This is a genomic window from Prauserella aidingensis, assembly GCF_024171865.1.
In the GTDB taxonomy this organism is placed as follows: Bacteria; Actinomycetota; Actinomycetes; order Mycobacteriales; family Pseudonocardiaceae; genus Prauserella; species Prauserella aidingensis.
In genome coordinates this window covers 90,960-110,277 of sequence record NZ_JAMTCN010000019.1, presented here as the reverse complement: position 1 = coordinate 110,277, position 19,318 = coordinate 90,960, and the positions used below count along the sequence as shown (strand labels likewise).

The following is a 19,318-nucleotide window of genomic DNA, read 5'->3' as shown; positions in this document are numbered from 1 at the left end:
GCCCTGCCGGGTGGCGCGGCCGTCCTCGTGTGCGGGGTGTGGCGGCTGCGGAGCACAGGGTTCCGCTCGCCCGCACGAACGCTGCGGACGGACAGGCTCAGCGGCGGACGACGTGGTCCACCGCTACGGCGCCTCGCTCCAGGGGCTCTGCTCGGCGTCCGGTGTCAGGCGGCTGCCTGTTGGAGGGACCGGGTGGCCTGTTCGAGGCTGTCGACGGTCGCGGGCGCCGTGGGGTGGCCCGCCGCGGCCATCCAGTTCGCGAGCATGCGGTGCCCGCCCTGGGTGAGCACCGACTCGGGGTGGAACTGGACGCCTTCGAGCGGCAACTCCCGGTGCCGCATGCCCATGACGACGCCGGACTCGGTACGGCCGGTGACCTCGAAGGCATCGGGGATCGTCTCGGGCAGCACGGTCAGCGAGTGGTAACGCGTGGCGGTGAACGGTACGGGCAGGCCCGCGAGCACGCCCATGCCGGCGTGCTGCACCCGGCTGGTCTTGCCGTGCAACAGTTCGGGCGCGCGGTCCACCGTGGCGCCCCAGGCGACGCCCAGGGCCTGGTGGCCGAGGCACACGCCGAGCATGGGCACGCCGTCGGCGGCGCACCGGTTGATCACGTCGACGCTGCGGCCTGCGCGCTCCGGATTTCCGGGGCCGGGCGAGACGAGCACGCCGTCGAACTGCGGCACCGTGTCGGGGTCGACGACGTCGTTGCGCCACACCTCGGGCTCGGCGCCGAGCTGCGCCAGGTACTGCACGAGGTTGTAGACGAAGCTGTCGTAGTTGTCGACGACCAGTACACGCATAACCGCAGGATACCGATCCGACAGGTGCGGACATGCTCCCAAGGGCACTTTGGTTGCATTGAGCGCCACCAAAGTGCCCCTGGGGGCGTTCGGACTACTGCACCGAGACGTCGTTGAACGGCAGCATCGGTTCGAGCCACGGGAAGACGACGAACATCAGCAGCGCGACGACGGCCGCCACGAGCACGAGCGCCTCGACCACGCGCAGGGCCACCGGTCCGGGCAGGTGGCGCCAGATCCAGCCGTACATGTCACGCCTCCCCGATCTCGGCCAGCAGGTCGTCGTAACCGGTGCCCTGGGCCTTCTTGTACTGGTTCGTCAGCACCCCGTGGATGATCATGCGCTCGGCGTCGGAGAACTGCGGGTGGCACGTGGTGAGCGTGAGCAGCGACGCCTGCGACGCCTTCGGCAGCGGGTTGCGCGCCTTGTACGGCACCGGCGAGACGGCGTCGCCGCGGCTCGGCAGCACGATGCGCCTGCCGAACGTCTCGTCGTAGGCGTGCTGCTTGTGCTGCAGCGGCGCGACGTTGGCGCACCGCTGCCGGGCGCCCTTGCCGTCGGCCCAGCCGTCGACCTCGCCGGTCATCGGCAGCACGCGGTAGACGTAGAAGCTGTCGCCGGTCTCGATGACCACCGGGTCGCACGAGTTCAGCAGGTCGAGGTCGTTGAACGGGGCGCCCTTGCCGACGCGGTGACCGGCGATGCCCATGTTGCCGGGTTGGCCCGACATGGCGGTGTCCTTGTAGTGCCCCGGTCCGATCTCCAGCGCCTCCGGGCCGACGCCCTCCTGGACGGTGAAGCTCCAGTCGACGCCGAACGTGGGGATGTACATGCGGGCGAACGCCTGGCCGTCGGCCGGGTCGATGTGGAGCTGCCGCTGGTCCTGGGGCGCGTCGCGCCACTCCTGTTCCAGCTGGGCGCTGGCCTCGTTCTGGAGTCTGCCGGACTTCCAGTTCGTGACGTACAGCTCGTAGACCACGAACAGCAACAGCACGAGACCGAGCGTGATGAGCAGTTCGCCGAAGCCGCGGACCGCGGCGCGCACCTTGCCGCCACGGGGACGCGGCGGTGCGGGCGGTCGGTCCGCGGTCCTCGCCGGTGGCGATTCCGCGCCTACCGCCGGGATCTGCGTGGTCTGCGGGTCCTCGTCGGACGTCGACAAGGGGGCTCCTCTCGCCCATGACTCCTGCCCGTGGTCGCGCGCGCCGGGTCTTCACGCGCTGCGTCGCCCCGTCACGGTGTGGCGGGCTTCCCTCGGGCTCCTCAGTACTGCTTCGGACGCCTGGGCGCTTACGTTAACGTGTCGTTGTGGCGGCGACTAAGGCGCCGACACGCGTTTCGATTCGCAGAGTACGAGGGACATCAATGCCCAAGTCCAAGGTCCGCAAGAAGACGGCGTACACCCCGCCGGCCGACCGGAAAACTCCGGTCAAGGTCGCGGCGGCCGGTCCGTCGCCGCTTCCTTACAAGATCGTCATGTTCGGGTTGATGCTGCTGGGCCTGCTCTGGCTGGTCGTCAACTACCTCGCGGGCGACAAGATCCCCTTCATGTTGGAGCTGGGCAACTGGAACTTCGCGATCGGGTTCGCCCTGATGATCAGTGGCCTGCTCATGACGATGAAATGGCGCTGAGCCGATCGGCGGAACGGCCCGGTTCCGCCGCAGGACACCGGATTACACCGGTGTGATTGATCCCCACTGTGGACGCCCCTGTGGATAACTCCACTCACAGTTGGTCGACGCATCCCGGGCTGGTGGCGATCGGCTGGGTGCTCGCCGTGGGGGCGGCTGCCGGCGCGCTGAGCGCCTCGGCAGCCGCCGACCGGCCCGGAACGGTGCTGTTCGGCCTCGGAGCGGTTGCGATGGCTCTGGCGGCCGCGTACGGCACATTCGTCCGGCCGCGGCTGACGGCCGACGACACGGGCCTGCGGATCCGCAGCCTCGGCGGCACCAGACAGCTGGCCTGGCACGAGGTCCGGATCCGCCTCGCGACGGTACGCAGGATGGGCCGCGACGCGACCGCCCTGGAGATCGAAGCGCTGTCGCCGGCAAGCCGTTCTCCCGGGACACCCGCGGACGGCACGGACCCTGACGACGACACCGATCCGGACGGCACCGGACTCGTGGTCCTGGGCTGGCTCGAACTGGGTGTCGACCCTCGCGACGTCCATGACGACCTGACGGCTCTGCAGGCCCGCGACCCCGGCACAGGGGAATCAGGCGCGGGCGAGGACCGCAGGGCCGGTGACTGACCGGCCACACGCAGCCGGGCGGGGCAGCGACGTCGGCGTCGCGGGTTCCCGACGTCAGACGTTGGTGCCCAGGCACAACCCCGGGTAGCTGCGGCAGATGTCGGCGGCGATCGTCGAGTCGCGGTAGATGATCAGCCCAATGCACGCGGCGACGAGCAGCCCCACCATCGTGGCCTGGTAGGCCGTGCGGTCCTTCTTCGGGCCGTACAGCATCGCCACCATCACCAGCGCGCCCGCGGCCAGTCCGCCGAGGTGACCGAGCAGCGAGATGTTCGGGATGGTCACGGTCAACACGAGGTTGATCGCGATGATGCCGATCGCGCCGCCGGGGTTGAGTTTCAGCCGCAGGACGGCGACGAGCAGCGCACCCATCAGGCCGTAGACGGCACCGGAGGCGCCCGCGGTTCCCGTGTTGAGGTCGCCGAGCAGGAAAACGGCCGTCGACCCGCCGAGGAGCGACACGAGGTAGAGCGCCAGGAACCGGACCTTGCCGAGCAGCAGCTCCAGGTCCTTGCCGAGGATCCACAGCGCGAGCATGTTCATCGCGAGGTGGAGCAGGCCGTAGTGCAGGAAGCCCGAGGTGAGCAGTCGGAGCCACTCGCCGTGGACGTGGATGCCCAGCGGCCACAGCGAACCGCCCTCGAGCAGCGCGGAGTTCTGGTTGTTCATCGGGTCGCCCGCCTGCGCGGCGGTGACGACGTAGAACAGCACGTTGACCGCGATCAGCAGCGGCGTGACGACGGCCTTCGACGACACGCGCGCCCCGGCGACCGTGCGGTCGCCGGGGCGGAGCGGCTGTGGTCGGCGCTGCTGGGCACGTGCGGCTTCGACACAGTCGATGCACTGGTACCCGACGGATGCTTCGCGCAGGCAGTCCGGGCAGGCCGGACGACCGCATCGCACGCAGCTCAAACCCGTCGGCTTGCTCGGATGCCACCAGCATCCGGGCTGGGCCCCGCCCTCGGCCCTGGCCGGTTCGTGGTCGGGCGGATAGGGAGGCTGAGTCACTGCACGCGCCGAGGAGAGATCAGGAGCGTTCGATCTCGACCGACTCGATGACGATGTCCTCGAGCGGCTTGTCGGCCGGGCCGGTGGCGACGCGGCCGATCTCGTCGACGACGGCACGCGACGCGTCGTCGGCGACCTCACCGAAGATCGTGTGCTTGAAGTTCAGGTGCGGCGTCGGCGCGACGGTGATGAAGAACTGGCTGCCGTTGGTGCCCGGTCCGGCGTTCGCCATGGCCAGCAGGTACGGCCGGTTGAACTGGAGCTCCGGGTGGAACTCGTCGTCGAACTTGTACCCCGGGCCGCCACGACCGGTGCCCGTCGGGTCACCGCCCTGCAGCATGAAGCCCTCGATCACGCGGTGGAAGATGGCGCCGTCGTAGAACGGGCCGCTCTTCTCGCCCTTCGCGTTCGGCTGCGTGTACTCCTTCGTGCCCTCGGCGAGACCGACGAAGTTCGCGACCGTCTTCGGGGCGTGATCAGGGAAAAGGTTGATGGCGATGTCGCCACGGTTGGTGTGCAGAGTGGCCTTGAACTTGGTACCGACCACGCTCTCGTTGCTCTCAGTCACACGAATCATCGTGCCATCCCGGGCATAATCCGGCGGTAAGGGGCAGGATGGCGGGTAGTGTGACACGCAGACAACCAACGAATAACGAGGTGGAGGCGATGACTCGAACCGCGGAGGCGGGTGAGTCCGTGAAGGACCGGCTGACCGACGGCACCGACGAGGTCGTGAAGTCCTCGCGACGCGCCCAGAAGAAGCTGGCCGCGCAGGCCAAGAAGGCCAGCAAAGAGGTCTCCAAGAACGCCAAGAAGGCCAAGCAGGTCGCCGACGATCGCCGCGGCGAGCTGACGGAGCCGACGCGGAAGGCCAAGAAGGCCGCCGTGAAGGCTGCGAAGGCTGCGGGCGAGTCGAAGCGTCGCGCCAAGAAGGACTTCAAGGCCGCCAAGAAGGACTTCAAGGTGGCGATGAAGGAGGCCAAGGGCGCTGCCGCCGATACCGAGACCGGCGAGAAGAAGAAGCGCAAGAAGCTTCCGATCGTGCTGGCCATCGCCGTCATCGCCGGTGTGGCGTACGCGCTGCGGCCGAAGCCGGAGGCCCCGGTGGCGCCTGCTCCGCCGCAGAGCACCGACAACCCGGAGACGGGCGGCGCGGCGAGCAACAACGGCCAGACGAGCGCGAAGCCGCAGTCGAAGCAGGCCTGACGGCACCCGCCGCGCAGCGCGACGCCGGCCCGCGGGCCGGGGTTACCCGGCGACGGCCGACGTCGCGAACCGGACACAGCGAAAGGGCGACCTCCCCGCGCCGGGAGGTCGCCCTTTCGTGTGCTGTCGGCCGGGTCAGCCCGCGTACTTCTGGATGAGCGCGCCGAGTCGCGGCAGCGCCTCCACGACGTTCTCCTTGCCCTTCGGGCGGAGCTTCTCGTAGACCTTCTTGATGGAGTCGCGCGAGGACTTCTCGGCGCGGGCGTCGGTGACCGACAGGAGCGCGTCGGCGGCCTCGTCACCGCGGGTCGGCAGGTAGGCGCCGAAGTCGCCGCCGCCGTTGGCCTTGAAGTCGGCGAAGATGGGCTCGAGCGCCGCGACGAAGTCGTCGAGCAGGCTGTCCACGGCGGAACCGATGATGCCCGGCTTGATCTTCTTGACGGCGCCGTAGCCGGTCTTGATGACCGTGCCGGACACACCGCTCTTGTCGTCGACCTCCTGGTCGATGAGCGTGGTCAGGTCGGTGACGACGTCCGGACGACGGGTCGAGTCGAGCAGAGCTTCCTTGAGGGTGTCAGCCACGAGATCTTCCTTTGTCACTTCGAAATACGGAGGGGGACCCGCGCAGAGCCGAACGGTCGATCGTCACCTGAACAGGGGAAGCGGCGATTCTTGATCAACGCTGAGTGGTCTGCACGTGTGGCGCAACCCTAGTACACGAGTGTTTCTGTACTCACGTCGTGGCCCCTTGTGCGTTGCCGACCGGTCACTCTGTGCGAGTGAACCGCGGTACGACGGGTCACAGGCGGTGGTCAGAGCCCCAGCGTGGCGATGACGTCGCTCGCGACGGTCCGGGCCTTGACGCTCTGCGACTGGTTGGTCGTGACCACGACGGCCGTGCCCTGTTTCGCCACGGCGTAGACGGCGCCGTCGCGGTCGGACAGGTAGCCACCGCTCCAGCCCGCGGGCTGTTCGGTGGGATTGGACGTGTCGACGGGGGCGGCGCGGTCGACGATGCCCGTGGCGACGTCGGGCTTCCCGGTGAACACCTGCGTGGTCAGCTGCACCTCGCCGTCGGGGCGGTAGAAGAAGCACGTCGGGTGGGGCTTCTCGGTGGAGGTGCGGACTTCGCTGACGCCCTGGCCGTTGGCGCGTTCCGCCTCGGCGGTGGGCAGGTAGGGGCAGGCGTCGACGACCTGCGCCGGCTTCGGTTCGGGAGGAAGGGTCGGCTCGGGCTCGGTGCGGGTGACGGTGCGGGTCTGTGGTCCCGCGGTCGTGGTGTCGCCGTCGCCGCCGGATTCCGGGATGTCGCAGCCGGCGAGCGTGACCGCCACGACCGCGATGCCTGCGCAGGTGCCGAACGCGAGAGGTCGTCGCATGGCGACCGAGTCAACCAGACGTCCGTGTCCCGGGGGCCGGTGCACCCGAACGTGTCGGCCGGGGTGGATGGCCGGTTCGCGCGCGGACGGGCACTCTGGCGCCGAGGCCGGAACACGGCATCGGAAGTGACAACGGCGAGGTCGACGACATGCGAGGCGGCGACATGACTGGCGACGGCGACGCCCGGGGAGGCCGGGCGACGACGGACGACGGGCTCGCACTGCGGGTGGCCGAGCTCGTCGACGGCGTGGTGGGCGACGACGTCATCGGCTGTTACCTGCACGGTTCGTCGGTGCTGGGCGGACTGCGGCCCGCCAGCGATCTCGACGTGCTGGCGGTGACGCGGCGCGGGCTCGACGACGACCGGCGACGGGAACTGACGCGCGGGCTGCTGGGGATGTCCGGCATCGGGGACGGATTGCGGCCGGTGGAGCTGATGGTGGCGGTCCGCAGCGACGTGGCGTCCGGTGAGGGCTCGGCCGGCGATGTGGCCGGGGCGACGTCGGCGGCGAAGGCATCGGGCGGCGCATCGCGGGGCGACGCCGACGACAGCGGTGCGACGCGTGACGGTGCGGATCGGGACGGTGCGGCGCGGCGGTTCCCGCCGATGGTCGACTACCTGTACGGCGAATGGCTGCGTGAGCGGTACGAGGCCGGGTACGTGCCGGCGCCGGAGCCGATGGCGGATCTGGTGTTGGCGGTGGCGTCGGCGCTGGCCGGGAATCGGACGTTGGCGGGTCCGCCGCCCGGTGACGTGCTGGCGCCGGTCGCGCGTGAGGACGTGGTCCGCGCGAGCCTGGCCGGCCTCGACGACCTCCTGGCCGAGGTCGACACCGATACGCGGAACGTGATTCTGACGGTGGCGCGCGTGTGGGCGACGGTCGAGACGGGCGAGATCCTGCCGAAGGGTGCTGCGGCGGCGTGGGCTGCGCAGCGGTTGCCGGAGGAGTACCGGGCGGTGACCGAGCACGCGCGGGCGCTGTATCTCGGCAGCGAGTACGCGGACGAGGTGTGGCCCGCCCATGTACTGGCCCGGGTCCACGGGTGTGTCGACCGGATGGCGCAGGCGGCACGGCGATCGTGAGCCCCGGCCGTGGGGCGGTGTCGGCGCCCGTGGTGTCAGGGGCGGCGCGCGGTGCCGGGGCGGCTCGCGGGTCTGTGCCCGCGCGCGGTGTGGGCAGGGTCGGTCCCGGCAAGGGCCGTGCGGTGACGAGAATCGGGCCATGGACGTCATCGAGTGGTCGGATTTCGAGAAGGTCGAGCTGCGTGTCGGCACGGTCGTGGAGGCGGCGCGGAACGAGAAGGCGCGCAAGCCCGCGTACGTGCTGAAGGTGGACCTGGGCGAGCTCGGGGTGAAGACGTCGAGCGCGCAGGTCACCGACCACTACACGGCGGAGGAGCTGACGGGCAGGCGGGTGTTGTGTGTCTGCAACTTCGAACCGAAACGCGTCGCGGGTGTGAAGTCCGAGGTGCTGGTGACCGGGGCGCACGACGAGCAGGGCCGCGTCGTGCTCGCCGGCTTCGACCACCCCGTCCCCAACGGCACCCGCCTGCTGTGAGCCCCGCAGTCGCGGTGGCGCGGTGACAGCGGAACGGACGCGGACCAGAACGTGAGCTGCGAAAACTGTCGGTGCCGGGCGCTAGTGTGAAAATTGGGGGTCCCCCGGCGGCACGAAGAGTCCATTCGTGACATCGGGGGTCGGCACACGGCGAGTCGGCAGGTTCGGTGACATCGGTGCCATCGGGGGTCGGCATGCGGCGGGTCGGCGCGTTCGGCGAGTCGGTGTGTTGTGGTGAGTTCCGGCGTCCCGGGGTAGCCGACACCACGTGGACGCCCGGCACGGGTAGCCGCCGGAGAGCCGCACACCGCACATCGCACATCGACCGGGGGTTTCGATGACGAACACACCCGTGGACGACCTGGACGTCAGCCTGCAGGCCGTCGGCGACGTCGTCGCCCGTATCCGCTCCGACCAGTGGCAGGGCGCGACGCCGTGCAGCGCGTGGTCGGTGCGCGACGTGACGAACCATCTCGCGCTGGGCAGCAGGCTCTTCGCCGGGTTGCTGACGGGCAGGCCCGGCTATCCGCTCGACCCCGGGTACGCCGACGCGCTCGGTGACGACCCCGCGGGCGCCTACCGGGCGTATGCCGCCGACGTCGTCATCGCGTTCCGCAGGCCGGGCGCGCTGGAGCAGGTCGTCGAGGCGCCCGTCGGCGCGATCCCCGGCATCGCCGCGGTGCAGCTGCGGACCGTCGAGGACCTGGTGCACGGCTGGGATCTCGCCGTCGCCACCGGACAGCGCGTCGACTATCCCGACGACATCGTCGAACGCGCCCTCGCCTTCACCCACGAACAGCTCGCGGGCGTGGACAGCGGTGACGACGGCCCGTTCGCCCCGCCGCAGCCGCACCGCGACGACGCGGCGCCGATCGACCGCCTCGTCGCGCTCCTGGGGCGCCGGCCACGCAGCTGAACCCGGCGGGTCCGCGACCGGCCGACCATGATCGAGGGAAGATTCGTGGCGTTGAACGCCACTAAGGTGCCCTTGGGGGCATCTCAGGTCGCCGCTCACCGGTCACCGTCAGGGTCACGCCGTCGGCCAGGCGGTACGGCGCGGGCGCCACGAGGTCGCCCACTACCCGCCGCAGCCGGGACACCTCGGCCCGCGCCGTCACCGCGTGCCCGTCGTCGCCGAACAGCCCGCGCCCGAGCACGGCCGCGTCGACACCGTCCGGGCCCGCGCGGGAGATCAGCGACAGCACCTGTGCCTGCCGCCTCGTCAGCCCCGCCGACCACGACCCGTCGCCCGCGTGCACCCGCACCACGGGGTCGCCCGACAGGTCGAGTTCCGCCTGCATCGGGCCACGTTCCCTGCGAGGGCGCAACAGCCAGCCCTCGCCCAGTCGTTCCGGCGTGCACAGCCCGAGGCCCGCGACCGCCATCGGCAGTCCTTCGCGCGGCACCGCCACCCGGGGACCGGCCGCGATGCCGGAGCGCACCGCGACCCACCCGTCGTCGTCGACGACCAGCAGCGGTTCGCCCACACCGCCGAGGACGGGTTCTGCGGTGCGGCGCAGCCGTTCCAGCCGCTGCTCGTGCACCCGCCACAGGCCCGACTCGGCCAGCCGCACCGACGTCTCCACGAGCGCACCGATCGCCGGATGCAACGTCAGGGCCGGGCCGCTGATGTCCACGACGCCCGCCAGCTCGCCCGTCACCGGCGAATGCACCGGCGCGGCGCAGCAGTACCAGGGGTGTTGGGCGGACTCGAAGTGCTCGGCAGCCAGCAGCTGCACCGGCGCCGCCTCCACGAGAGCCGTGCCGACCGCATTCGTACCCACGGTCGCCTCGGTCCAGCGGGCGCCCTCGGCGAATCCCAGCGCGTCCGCGTACGCCCGCACCCGTGACGAACCGTCGCGCCACAGGATCACCCCGTCGGCATCGGTCACCACCACCAGGAACGGCGACGTCTCCGCGGCCCGGCTCAGCAACTGCCGCAGCTCACCGATCACCGGCTCCAGTCCCGACCGTCGCCTGCGCAGCTCCAGGTCCGGCAACGGCACCATCGTGCGCGGCGAGCCCGACACGTCCAGGCCCAGGTCCAGCATGCGTGACCACGACCGCTCCACCACGCCACGCGGGCGGACGGGCGGGCGCGACCCGGTGAGCACCGCCTCGTGCACCCGCTGCATCACCCGCGCGTGCTCGGACAGGTCGGCAGGCAGCTCCGACAACGCCATCTCACCGACCACGGCTGCACCTCCCGACTGCACTCCTCGCCGGCCCGGCGCGTGCAACGCGGCGCAACGCTGGCCCGACCGGCAACTCTGCACGGATCGTGTATCCCACATCACACGATGAACCACGTTGCCGCAAGGGAGGGCACCTCCGATGACGCAGACCCTCGGTTCGCCGCAGACCGACTCGCTGCCGAGCCCGCAGCGCAAGGCCGAGAACTGGCTGACCGGATTCGCCGACGCACTGGCCGCGCGCGACATCCCTCGCGCGGCGAGCATGTTCGCGGCGACCAGCTACTGGCGCGACCTCATCGCGTTCACCTGGAACATCACCACCACGGAGAATCCGGACGGAGTGGCGCGGCGACTCGAGGCCACCCTCGGCGACGTCGACCCTGCGAACTTCGCGCTCGAGGAACCGCCGGAAGAGGCCGACGGCGTCATCACGGCATGGTTCACGTTCGAGACCGCCGTCGGCCGGGGCCGCGGCCTGGCCCGGCTCGTCGAGGAGGACCACGAGACGAAGGCGTGGACCTTCCTGACCACGATGTACGAGCTCAAGGGCCACGAGGAGCCGCGGGGCACGCACCGCCCGATGGGCGCCGAGCACGGCATCAACCCCGACCGCATGACGTGGGCGGAGAAGCGAGCCCAGGAGGAGGCCGAGCTCGGCACCACCGTGCAGCCGTACGTGCTGGTCATCGGCGGCGGCCAGGGCGGCATCGCGCTCGGCGCGCGGCTCCGGCAACTGGACGTGCCCGCACTGGTGATCGACAACCATCCGCGGCCCGGTGACCAGTGGCGCGGCCGGTACAAGTCGCTGTGCCTGCACGACCCGGTCTGGTACGACCACCTGCCGTACCTGAAGTTCCCGGACAACTGGCCGGTGTTCGCACCGAAGGACAAAATCGCCGACTGGCTCGAGTCGTACGTCAAGATCATGGAGGTGCCCTACTGGGGCTCCACGAAGGCCACCTCGGCGAACTACGACGCCGCGACGAAGGAGTGGACCGTCGAGGTCGACCGCGACGGCGAGCGCATGACGTTGCACCCGAAGCACGTCGTGTTGGCCACCGGCATGTCCGGCAAGCCGAACGTGCCGGAGCTGCCGGGGCAGGACGTGTTCCGCGGGGAGCAGCACCACTCCTCGCAGCACCCCGGCCCGGACGCCTACGCGGGCAAACGCGTCGTCGTGATTGGCAGCAACAACTCCGCGTTCGACATCTGCGGGGCGCTGTGGGAACACGGCGCCGACGTGACGATGGTGCAGCGCTCGTCCACGCACATCGTGAAGAGCGAGAGCCTCATGGAGATCGGCATGGGCGACCTGTACTCGGAACGCGCGCTCGCTGCGGGCGTGACCACCGAGAAGGCCGACATGATCTTCGCGTCGCTGCCGTACCGGATCATGCACGAGTTCCAGATCCCGCTGTACGAGAAGATGAAGGAGCGTGACGCCGAGTTCTACGAGCGGCTCGAACGCGCCGGGTTCTGGCTCGACTTCGGTGAGGACGAGTCCGGCCTGTTCCTGAAGTACCTGCGCCGCGGCTCCGGCTACTACATCGACGTCGGTGCGGCGGACCTCGTCGCGAACGGCGACGTCGAGCTCGCCCACGGTCAGGTTCAGCGGCTCACCGAGGACTCCGTCGTGCTGTCCGACGGCACGGAGCTGCCCGCCGACCTCGTCGTGTACGCCACCGGCTACGGCTCGATGAACGGCTGGGCCGCCGACCTGATGGGCCAGGAGGTCGCCGACAAGGTCGGCAAGGTGTGGGGCCTCGGCTCGGACACCGCCAAGGACCCCGGCCCGTGGGAGGGCGAGGAGCGCAACATGTGGAAGCCCACGCGGCAGGAGGCGCTCTGGTTCCACGGCGGCAACCTGCACCAGTCCCGGCACTACTCGCTGTACCTGGCGTTGCAGCTCAAGGCCCGGCACGTCGGCATCCCCACGCCCGTGCACGAACTCGCCGAGGTGCACCACCTGAGCTGACCCGGAAACGCCCCCAGGGGCACTGTGGTTGCACTGAACGCAACCACAGTGCCCCTGGGGGCGTCGCACGTGCCGGTGCGCACACCGGCGGCTCCCTGGCACGTCACCCGTCGGCCGGATGGTCGATGATGGAGGTGACAGCGGCGAGGTGAGGGAGTGAACGAGGTGGCGGCCGAACAGAACGACCAGCCGGGCGACACCGGTCCCGTCGACGTCGAACACGCGAAGACCGGCGAAGAGCCGTCCCCCGGCACCGGCCCGGCGACCGGTGCGCTCGATGCCGGCGCCGAATCCGACGTCGAACCCGAGTCGCCCGACGAGCGCATCCGTCGCCGCGTCGGCCGCGTCCGGTGGCTCACGTTGCTGAGCAGCACGCTGGCGGTGCTGCTGACCATGGCGGCCGCCGTGCCGACGACCGACCGCGTGCTGTGGACGTTGCTGATCGTCACGTCGCTGCAGTTCGCGTTCGTCGTGCCCGCGTCGCTGGTGCTGGCCGAGCCGAAACGGTGGGCACGCACCATCCTGCTCGTCGCCACGCCGGTGAGCGCCGTCGTGTGGGTGGTCGCGCTGACGCAGACCGCGTGGCTGGCGTTGCCCGGGCACATGCTGCTCGCCATGGCTTTCGTGCCGCTGCGCGACGCCGAGATCGCCGACTTCTTCCGCCGCCGCGACCGCTCCCTCGCTGACATCCGCGCCGGCCGCTGACCCACCGATCGAACAGAACGCGCGCGAACGTTCACACGGCGGCTACGTCCGTCGCAGCATCATCGCGTCACGGCCCGCCCATGCCCTCGCCCCGCGCCGGCACCCGGGTGAGGACCTCCGGCGGCGCGGAACTCGGCACCTGCCAACATGGAACCGGCCGCAGGCGGCCGTTCCCGGCCCGCACGAAGGAGCCGCCGGTTCGCACGAGGCAGCCGGCCGGACGAAGGAGAGAGTGTGACGACATCGCCGCAGCGCGCGGGCAAGGCCCCTGCCTGGACCAGCTACGGCATCGACGTGGTGCGCGGCGCGCTGATCGGCACCGCCGAAACCGTTCCCGGTGTCAGCGGCGGCACGGTCGCACTCGTCACGAAGGTCTACGACACGGCGATCACCTCGGCGGGACACCTCATCTCCGGCGTCGTCCGCACGGTGTCGGACCTGCCTCGCGGCAAGGGCATGGGCCGGGCGGCCGGCGAGTTCCGGTCCGTCTCCTGGCGGACGATCATCCCGCTGCTGGCGGGCATGTTCGCCGCGCTGCTGATCATGGCCAGCCTCATGGAGGTGTGGGTCGAGGAGCACCCGGTGCAGACGCGCGCGCTGTTCTTCGGCATGGTGCTGGCCTCGCTGTGGGTGCCGTACTCGATGTCGAAGACCGCACCGGCGAAGGACTCCTCGGGCGGGCACGCGCCGTGGACGTGGAAGGACGGATTGGCGGCACTCGTCACGGCTGTCGTCGTGTACGTCCTCGTCAGCCTGCCGCCCGGTGACTTCGAAGCCACGGCGCCGGTGATCATCCTGTCGGCGGCTGTGGCGATCTGCGCACTGGTGCTACCGGGCCTGTCCGGCTCGTTCCTGCTGCTCACGATCGGCCTCTACCAGCCGACGCTCAGTGCGGTGAACGACCGCGACCTCGCCTACCTCGGCCTGTTCGCGCTCGGCGCGGTGATCGGCCTCGGGTCGATCGTGAAGGTGCTGCAGTGGCTGTTGGAGCACCGCAAGCGCATCACGCTCGTCGTCCTGACCGGCCTCATGGCGGGCAGCCTCCGCGCGCTGTGGCCGTGGCAGACCGACGACCGCGGACTGCTCGCGCCCGGCGACCACCTCGGCACGGCCATCACGCTCGGGCTCGTCGGCTTCGGCGTGGTCGTGGCCGTGATGGTCGTCGAGGCGCGCATGACGCGTAAGCAGGAGACCTCCCCGGCGGCGTGACCCGCTCGCCCGGTCATTCGGTACTGGCCGTCGGTGTCGCCGAACTCGACGGTTGGGTCCGCGCCCGCACGGCGCATTACGACGCGTCGTTCGTGTCGGCCGACCCCGCGTTCGCGCACGCGCACATCACGCTGCTCGCGCCGTGGCTGGCCGACCCCACACGGGCCGACCTCGACGTCGTCGCCCGCATCGCCGCGGAGACGCCCGCGTTCGACACCGTGCTCGGGCGGATCGAGACGTTCCCGGACGGGGTCATCCACCTGCGCGCCGACCCGGACCGGCCGCTGCGTCACCTGACCCGCGCGCTCACCGCCGCGTTCCCGCGGTGCCCGCCGTACGGCGGCGAGTTCGGTGACGTGGTGCCGCACGTGACGCTCGACCGTGTGTCCGACGGCATCACCCCGGAGACCGTCGCCGCGGACCTGGCCGGCGTGCTGCCGGTGCGGCTCCGGGTCGACCGGATCGACCTGCAGTGGTGGGAGAACGACAATTGCCATGTGCGCGAGTCGTGGAAGCTGCACTGACCGGCGGGAGGTGACCGGCGTGGGCTATGCCGAGCGACGGGTCGACATCCCGGGTACCGGCGCGTTCGGGCGGGGCTGGGTGTCGTGGTGCAGCCTCGCCGAGAGCGACGGCCCGCAGCGCATCGTTCCCGACGGGGTGTTGGACCTGATGTGGCACGACGGCAGGCTCGTCGTCGCGGGCGCGGACCGGGCGGCGGTCGCCGTCACCGCCCGGGAGGGAGCCGCGACGCACGGACTCCGCCTGCCTCCCGGCGTCGCACACGCGTTGCTGGGCGTCCCGGCGCGCGAGCTGACGGACCTGCGCGTCGACCTCGCCGACATCACGGGCGTGCCCGCGCGGTGCTCCGACCGGCCGTGGCGCCTGCCCGACGTCGCCGCGGCGTTGTGGCGGCGGGCGGCACCGGATCCGGCGGACCTGCGACTGGCCGCTTCGCTCGACCGGGCTGCGCATGCGGGCGCGGCGGTACGCGACGTGGCCGCCGCCCACGGGCTGTCGGAGCGGTCGTTGCGCCGCCACGCGAACCGGCTCTTCGGCTACGGCGTCAAGACCCTCGCCTCGGTGCACCGGTTCCAGCGCGCACTGCACCTGGCACGTGCCGGCACGCCGCTCGGCGAGACGGCGGCACGGGCGGGCTACGCGGACCAGGCACATCTGACCCACGAGGTGCGCAGGCTCGCCGGGGTCACGCCCGCGGCGCTGACGACGTGAGCGTGGCCGGTTCGTACAAGCGGAAGCCAGGCGCGGGTGCCATCGTCGGTGCATGGGTATCGACCAGGCGCGCACGTTCCTCACCGCACACGGGCGGCAACTCGACCGGCGACGATTCGACGCGCTCACGGGGGCCGGTGACGGCCACGCGGTCCTCGCCGCACTGGAGGCGTATCGCAACGCCGACGGCGGTTACGGCTGGGGTATCGAACCGGACCTGCGCGCGCCCGAGAGCCAGCCCGCCGGTGCACTGCACGCGCTGGAGGCGATGGCCGACGCCGAACCCGTGACCACTGCCGGGGCCGTCGAACTGCTGGACTGGCTCACCTCGGCGACACTGCCCGACGGTGGTCTGCCGTTCGCGCTCCCGGTCGCCGACGCGACCGGCTGTGCACCGTTCTGGACGCAGGCCGACCCGCGGGCGTCGTCGTTGCAGATCACCGCGGCGGTCGCGGCGCAGGCGCACCGGCTCGCGGCGTTCGACGCCGACGCGGCCGAGCACCCGTGGCTCGCGCGCGCCACCGAGTACTGCTTCGCCCGGATCCGCGCCCTCAACGAGCGCCCGTTCGCGTACGTGCTGTCGTTCGCGCTGCAGCTCGTCGACGCGGCCGCCGACACCCGCCCCGAGGCTCCCGCGCTGCTGGACCACCTGGCGACGTTCGTCCCCGCCGACGGTGCCGTTCCGGTGGAAGGCGGCGCCGAGGGCGAGACGCTGCACCTGCTCGACTTCGCGCCCCGACCGGGACGCCCCGTGCGGAAACTCGTCGGCGACGCGGCCGTGGCCGCCGACCTCGACCGCGTCGCACACGGACAACGGGCCGACGGCGGCTGGACCGTCGACTTCGACAGCTACTCGCCCGCCGCGGCGCTCGAATGGCGCGGCTACACGACGGTCGGCAACGCCGCGATCCTGCAACGGCACAGCCGTTGGTGAAAGCGCCCGTTGGTGACAGCGGCCTTTGATGAGAGCGGCGTTTGGTGAGAAGGACCTTTGGTGAGAGCGACTACGACACCTGCTCAACAAAACGGCAAGGAAACCTCGTCTCCCTGCCGTGCCTAATTTATAACACACCCTCCCCCTTGCGGCAATACCCGGTGTCGGGCGCACACTTCTCCGGTCGAAACAACTCGAATCCGCAGGGGGAATTACCGAAATGCATGATGTCGCAGTGGGCTTGGCCGAGGTCGGCCTCGGCGACGCCGGGCTCGTCGGGGGAAAGGGAGCCCAGCTGGGGGAACTGTCACGGATCGAGGGGGTCGACGTTCCTGCCGGATTCTGCGTGACCACGAGTGTTTTTCGTCGGGTTCTGGCCACAGCGCCGTCCTTGGACGAAAAACTCGACCGGATTTCACGGCTGAATCCCGCCGACCGGGAAGCGATTCGCAGCCTCTCCGAGGAGATCAGGAACGTCATCGAAGCCGTTACCGTTCCCGGCGACGTCGCCGAGGCGATCACCGCTCGGGTCGACGACGACACCGCCTACGCCGTCCGTTCCAGTGCCACGGCCGAAGACCTGCCGACCGCATCGTTCGCGGGCCAGCAGGACACGTATCTGAACGTCGGCGCCGCCGACGTCCTGACCCACGTCCGCAGGTGCTGGGCCTCGCTGTTCACCGAGCGCGCCGTGACCTACCGGCTGCGGAACGGTGTCGACCACCACGGCATCGGCATGGGCGTCGTCGTGCAGCGGATGGTCGCCCCGGACACGTCGGGCATTCTGTTCACGGCCGCACCTGTGACCGGGGACCGCACCGTCTCGGCGTTGACGGCGGGTTTCGGCGTCGGCGAGGCGATCGCGAGCGGTAAGGCCGCGGCCGACCGGTACGTGATCCGCCACGGCGGCGTCGTCGAGAAGGAGATCGTGCCGAAGCCGACGGCCGTCCACGCAGTACCGGGTGGCGGCACCGCGGAGGTCGACGTCCCGCCGCAGCAGCGGCGCGTGCCGGCACTGACCGACGACCAGGTCGTGCGACTCGACGAGCTGGGCAGACGGATCGAGGCGCACTTCGGCAGGCCGCAGGACATCGAGTGGTGCCGCACCGGCGACGAGTTCCTGATCGTCCAAAGCAGACCGATCACAACCGTGTTCCCGGTTCCCGAGGCGGCAGACGGCCGGAATCGCGTGTACGTCTCCGTCGGCCACCAACAGATGATGACCGACGCGATGAAACCGCTCGGGCTGTCGGTGTGGCTGCTGACCACGCCCGCACCGATGGTCCACGCGGGCGGCAGGCTGTTCGTCGACGTCACCGAACGTCTGGCCTCCCCCACCACTCGCGACGGCCTGCTCGACGCACTGGGCGGTTCCGACCCGTTGATCGGCGACGCGCTCCGCACGGTCGCCGACCGCGACGGATTCCTCACCCCTCCCTCCGAGGCGAGCCGACAGACCGCCCCACCACCGTCGACAGCGAGCGCCGCGGAGGCGATCGAACCGGACCCGTCGATCCCGGAGAAGCTGATCGCACGCCACGAGGAGTCGCTCGCCGCCACGAAGCGCCGGATACCGGTGGCGTCCGGGCCGGAACTGTTCGACGCGATCCTCGAGGACCTGCAACAGCTCAAGCAGATCATGTTCGACCCCGACAGCCACCGGGCGATCATGGCTGCGACGGAGGCGGTGTCCTGGCTGGACGAACGCCTGCCCGAATGGCTGGGCGAATCCGGCCTCACGGACACGCTGACGCAGTCGGCACCGAACAACGTGACCTCGGAGATGGGCCTGGCGTTGTTGGAGGTCGCCGACGCGATCCGCCCGCACCCGGAGGCGATCGCCGTACTGAACGACACCGGCGGCGACGAGTTCCTCGAACGGCTCGCGACCGTACCCGGCGGCGAGGAAGCGCGCCGGGCCATTAAGTCCTATCTGGACAACTACGGCATGCGGTGCGTCGGCGAGATCGACATCACCACGCCGCGGTGGAGCGAACGGCCGTCGGCGCTCGCGGCGGTGATTCTCGGCAACATCGCGGGATTCGAACCGGGAGAGGCACGGCGGCGGTTCGAACGCGGCAAGCAGGAGGCGCAGCGGACGAAACGCGACGTGCTCGACCGGCTCCGCGCCCTGCCGGACGGCGACCGGAAGGCCGCCGAGACCGAGCGGATGATCGACGTCCTCCGCACGTTCATCGGCTATCGCGAGTACCCGAAGTACGGCATGATCTGCCGCTACTTCGTGTACAAGCAGGCGTTGCTGGCCGAAGCCGGCCGGCTCGTGACGGAAGGTGCGCTGGCCGACCGGGAGGACGTCTACTTCCTGACGTTCGACGAGTTCCGCGAGCTCGCCCGCACGCGGCGGACCGACCACGACGTCATCGCACGGCGTAAGACGGAGTTCGAGGAGTATCGGACGCTGACGCCGCCGCGGGTGCTCACCTCGGACGGCGAGGCCGTGGAGGGCTCGTACGGGCGCGAGGACCTGCCCGAACGTGCGGTGGCGGGGTTGCCGGTATCGCGGGGCACGGTCGAGGGACGCGCCCGGGTCGTACTGGACCTGGCCGACGCAGGCCTGCAGGAGGGCGACATCCTCGTCACCGCCTACACCGATCCGAGCTGGTCACCGCTGTTCGTCTCGGCGGCAGGCCTGGTGACGGAGGTCGGCGGCCAGATGACGCACGGTGCCGTGATCGCCCGCGAGTACGGTCTGCCCGCGGTCGTGGGGGTCGAGCACGCGACACGGCTGCTCGTCGACGGCGCGTGCATCCGCGTCGACGGCACCCACGGTTACGTCGAACTTCTCGAGTAGGCAGGGGCCGCGGCCGTCCTGCCCACCCGGCGTCCGCCGTGGAGGT

The 19,318-nt window shown here is 70.5% G+C and carries 21 protein-coding genes; 13 read left to right on the top strand and 8 right to left on the bottom strand.

From position 1 onward, the window contains the following. Window positions 1-164: 164 nt before the first annotated feature. From LY13_RS18375 to LY13_RS18365, 3 genes are all read right to left on the bottom strand, one after another. Window positions 165-803: an aminodeoxychorismate/anthranilate synthase component II gene (locus LY13_RS18375; protein WP_253829796.1), complete on the bottom strand. Its 639-nt coding sequence runs from the start codon at window positions 801-803 to the stop codon at window positions 165-167. Between the two features lie 94 nt (window positions 804-897). Then, on the bottom strand, window positions 898-1,053 hold the full coding sequence (locus LY13_RS18370) for a hypothetical protein (protein WP_253829795.1): 156 nt from the start codon (window positions 1,051-1,053) through the stop codon (window positions 898-900). 1 nt (window position 1,054) lies between these two features. Next, the gene (locus LY13_RS18365; protein ID WP_253829794.1) at window positions 1,055-1,966 is read right to left on the bottom strand and encodes a class E sortase; all 912 of its coding nucleotides are present in this window, start codon (window positions 1,964-1,966) and stop codon (window positions 1,055-1,057) included. Between the two features lie 203 nt (window positions 1,967-2,169). Here LY13_RS18365 and crgA point away from each other — a divergent pair, with 203 nt between their 5' ends. Further along, window positions 2,170-2,436: a cell division protein CrgA gene (gene crgA, locus LY13_RS18360; RefSeq protein WP_253829792.1), complete on the top strand. Its 267-nt coding sequence runs from the start codon at window positions 2,170-2,172 to the stop codon at window positions 2,434-2,436. An 80-nt stretch (window positions 2,437-2,516) separates the two neighbouring features. Next, window positions 2,517-3,056 carry a PH domain-containing protein gene (locus LY13_RS18355; protein WP_253829791.1) on the top strand — a complete coding sequence of 180 codons (540 nt, stop codon included), beginning with the start codon at window positions 2,517-2,519 and terminating at the stop codon, window positions 3,054-3,056. 54 nt (window positions 3,057-3,110) lie between these two features. Here the strand turns inward: LY13_RS18355 and LY13_RS18350 are convergent, their stop codons facing one another. Together LY13_RS18350 and LY13_RS18345 are read right to left on the bottom strand one after the other, a co-directional pair. Then, entirely contained in the window at window positions 3,111-4,064 is a 954-nt protein-coding gene (locus LY13_RS18350; RefSeq protein WP_253829790.1) for a rhomboid family intramembrane serine protease, read from the bottom strand. A 19-nt stretch (window positions 4,065-4,083) separates the two neighbouring features. Further along, window positions 4,084-4,641, bottom strand: coding sequence for a peptidylprolyl isomerase (locus LY13_RS18345; protein ID WP_253829789.1), 558 nt, complete (start codon window positions 4,639-4,641; stop codon window positions 4,084-4,086). A gap of 89 nt (window positions 4,642-4,730) precedes the next feature. Here LY13_RS18345 and LY13_RS18340 point away from each other — a divergent pair, with 89 nt between their 5' ends. Then, complete coding sequence (locus tag LY13_RS18340) at window positions 4,731-5,270, top strand: hypothetical protein (protein WP_253829787.1); 540 nt, start codon at window positions 4,731-4,733, stop codon at window positions 5,268-5,270. A 135-nt stretch (window positions 5,271-5,405) separates the two neighbouring features. Here LY13_RS18340 and LY13_RS18335 read toward each other — a convergent pair whose 3' ends face one another. Both LY13_RS18335 and LY13_RS18330 read right to left on the bottom strand, forming a co-directional pair. Further along, window positions 5,406-5,852, bottom strand: a complete 447-nt coding sequence (locus LY13_RS18335) for a DUF6918 family protein (protein ID WP_253829786.1) — start codon at window positions 5,850-5,852, stop codon at window positions 5,406-5,408. Window positions 5,853-6,082: 230 nt separating this feature from the next. Then, window positions 6,083-6,649, bottom strand: a complete 567-nt coding sequence (locus tag LY13_RS18330) for a DUF2020 domain-containing protein (RefSeq protein WP_253829784.1) — start codon at window positions 6,647-6,649, stop codon at window positions 6,083-6,085. A gap of 164 nt (window positions 6,650-6,813) precedes the next feature. Between LY13_RS18330 and LY13_RS18325 the strand changes: the two genes are divergently transcribed. The 3 genes from LY13_RS18325 (at window position 6,814) to LY13_RS18315 (ending at window position 9,125) form a co-directional block, all read left to right on the top strand. Further along, window positions 6,814-7,734, top strand: coding sequence for an aminoglycoside adenylyltransferase domain-containing protein (locus LY13_RS18325; RefSeq protein ID WP_253829783.1), 921 nt, complete (start codon window positions 6,814-6,816; stop codon window positions 7,732-7,734). A gap of 139 nt (window positions 7,735-7,873) precedes the next feature. Further along, the gene (locus LY13_RS18320) at window positions 7,874-8,209 is read left to right on the top strand and encodes a tRNA-binding protein (protein ID WP_253829781.1); all 336 of its coding nucleotides are present in this window, start codon (window positions 7,874-7,876) and stop codon (window positions 8,207-8,209) included. Between the two features lie 337 nt (window positions 8,210-8,546). Then, a complete protein-coding gene (locus LY13_RS18315; RefSeq protein WP_253829779.1) occupies window positions 8,547-9,125 on the top strand; it encodes a TIGR03086 family metal-binding protein in 579 nt (192 codons plus the stop codon). Window positions 9,126-9,186: 61 nt separating this feature from the next. Here the strand turns inward: LY13_RS18315 and LY13_RS18310 are convergent, their stop codons facing one another. Continuing rightward, the gene (locus tag LY13_RS18310) at window positions 9,187-10,404 is read right to left on the bottom strand and encodes a sigma-54-dependent transcriptional regulator family protein (protein WP_253829778.1); all 1,218 of its coding nucleotides are present in this window, start codon (window positions 10,402-10,404) and stop codon (window positions 9,187-9,189) included. A 139-nt stretch (window positions 10,405-10,543) separates the two neighbouring features. Between LY13_RS18310 and LY13_RS18305 the strand changes: the two genes are divergently transcribed. The 7 genes from LY13_RS18305 (at window position 10,544) to rph (ending at window position 19,272) form a co-directional block, all read left to right on the top strand. Further along, window positions 10,544-12,379 carry a flavin-containing monooxygenase gene (locus tag LY13_RS18305; RefSeq protein WP_253829776.1) on the top strand — a complete coding sequence of 612 codons (1,836 nt, stop codon included), beginning with the start codon at window positions 10,544-10,546 and terminating at the stop codon, window positions 12,377-12,379. Window positions 12,380-12,535: 156 nt separating this feature from the next. Further along, window positions 12,536-13,084 (top strand): hypothetical protein, encoded by a 549-nt coding sequence (locus LY13_RS18300; protein WP_253829775.1) that lies wholly within the window; start codon window positions 12,536-12,538, stop codon window positions 13,082-13,084. A gap of 234 nt (window positions 13,085-13,318) precedes the next feature. Then, the gene (locus LY13_RS18295; protein ID WP_253829773.1) at window positions 13,319-14,293 is read left to right on the top strand and encodes a DUF368 domain-containing protein; all 975 of its coding nucleotides are present in this window, start codon (window positions 13,319-13,321) and stop codon (window positions 14,291-14,293) included. Continuing rightward, entirely contained in the window at window positions 14,290-14,817 is a 528-nt protein-coding gene (locus LY13_RS18290) for a 2'-5' RNA ligase family protein (protein WP_253829772.1), read from the top strand. The genes LY13_RS18295 and LY13_RS18290 overlap by 4 nt, the downstream gene beginning before the upstream one ends. Window positions 14,818-14,836: 19 nt before the next feature. Continuing rightward, window positions 14,837-15,526 (top strand): helix-turn-helix domain-containing protein, encoded by a 690-nt coding sequence (locus LY13_RS18285; protein WP_253829770.1) that lies wholly within the window; start codon window positions 14,837-14,839, stop codon window positions 15,524-15,526. A 52-nt stretch (window positions 15,527-15,578) separates the two neighbouring features. Next, window positions 15,579-16,460 carry a hypothetical protein gene (locus LY13_RS18280; RefSeq protein ID WP_253829768.1) on the top strand — a complete coding sequence of 294 codons (882 nt, stop codon included), beginning with the start codon at window positions 15,579-15,581 and terminating at the stop codon, window positions 16,458-16,460. A gap of 220 nt (window positions 16,461-16,680) precedes the next feature. Then, the gene (rph, locus tag LY13_RS18275) at window positions 16,681-19,272 is read left to right on the top strand and encodes a rifamycin-inactivating phosphotransferase (RefSeq protein WP_253829767.1); all 2,592 of its coding nucleotides are present in this window, start codon (window positions 16,681-16,683) and stop codon (window positions 19,270-19,272) included. Window positions 19,273-19,318: the final 46 nt, after the last annotated feature.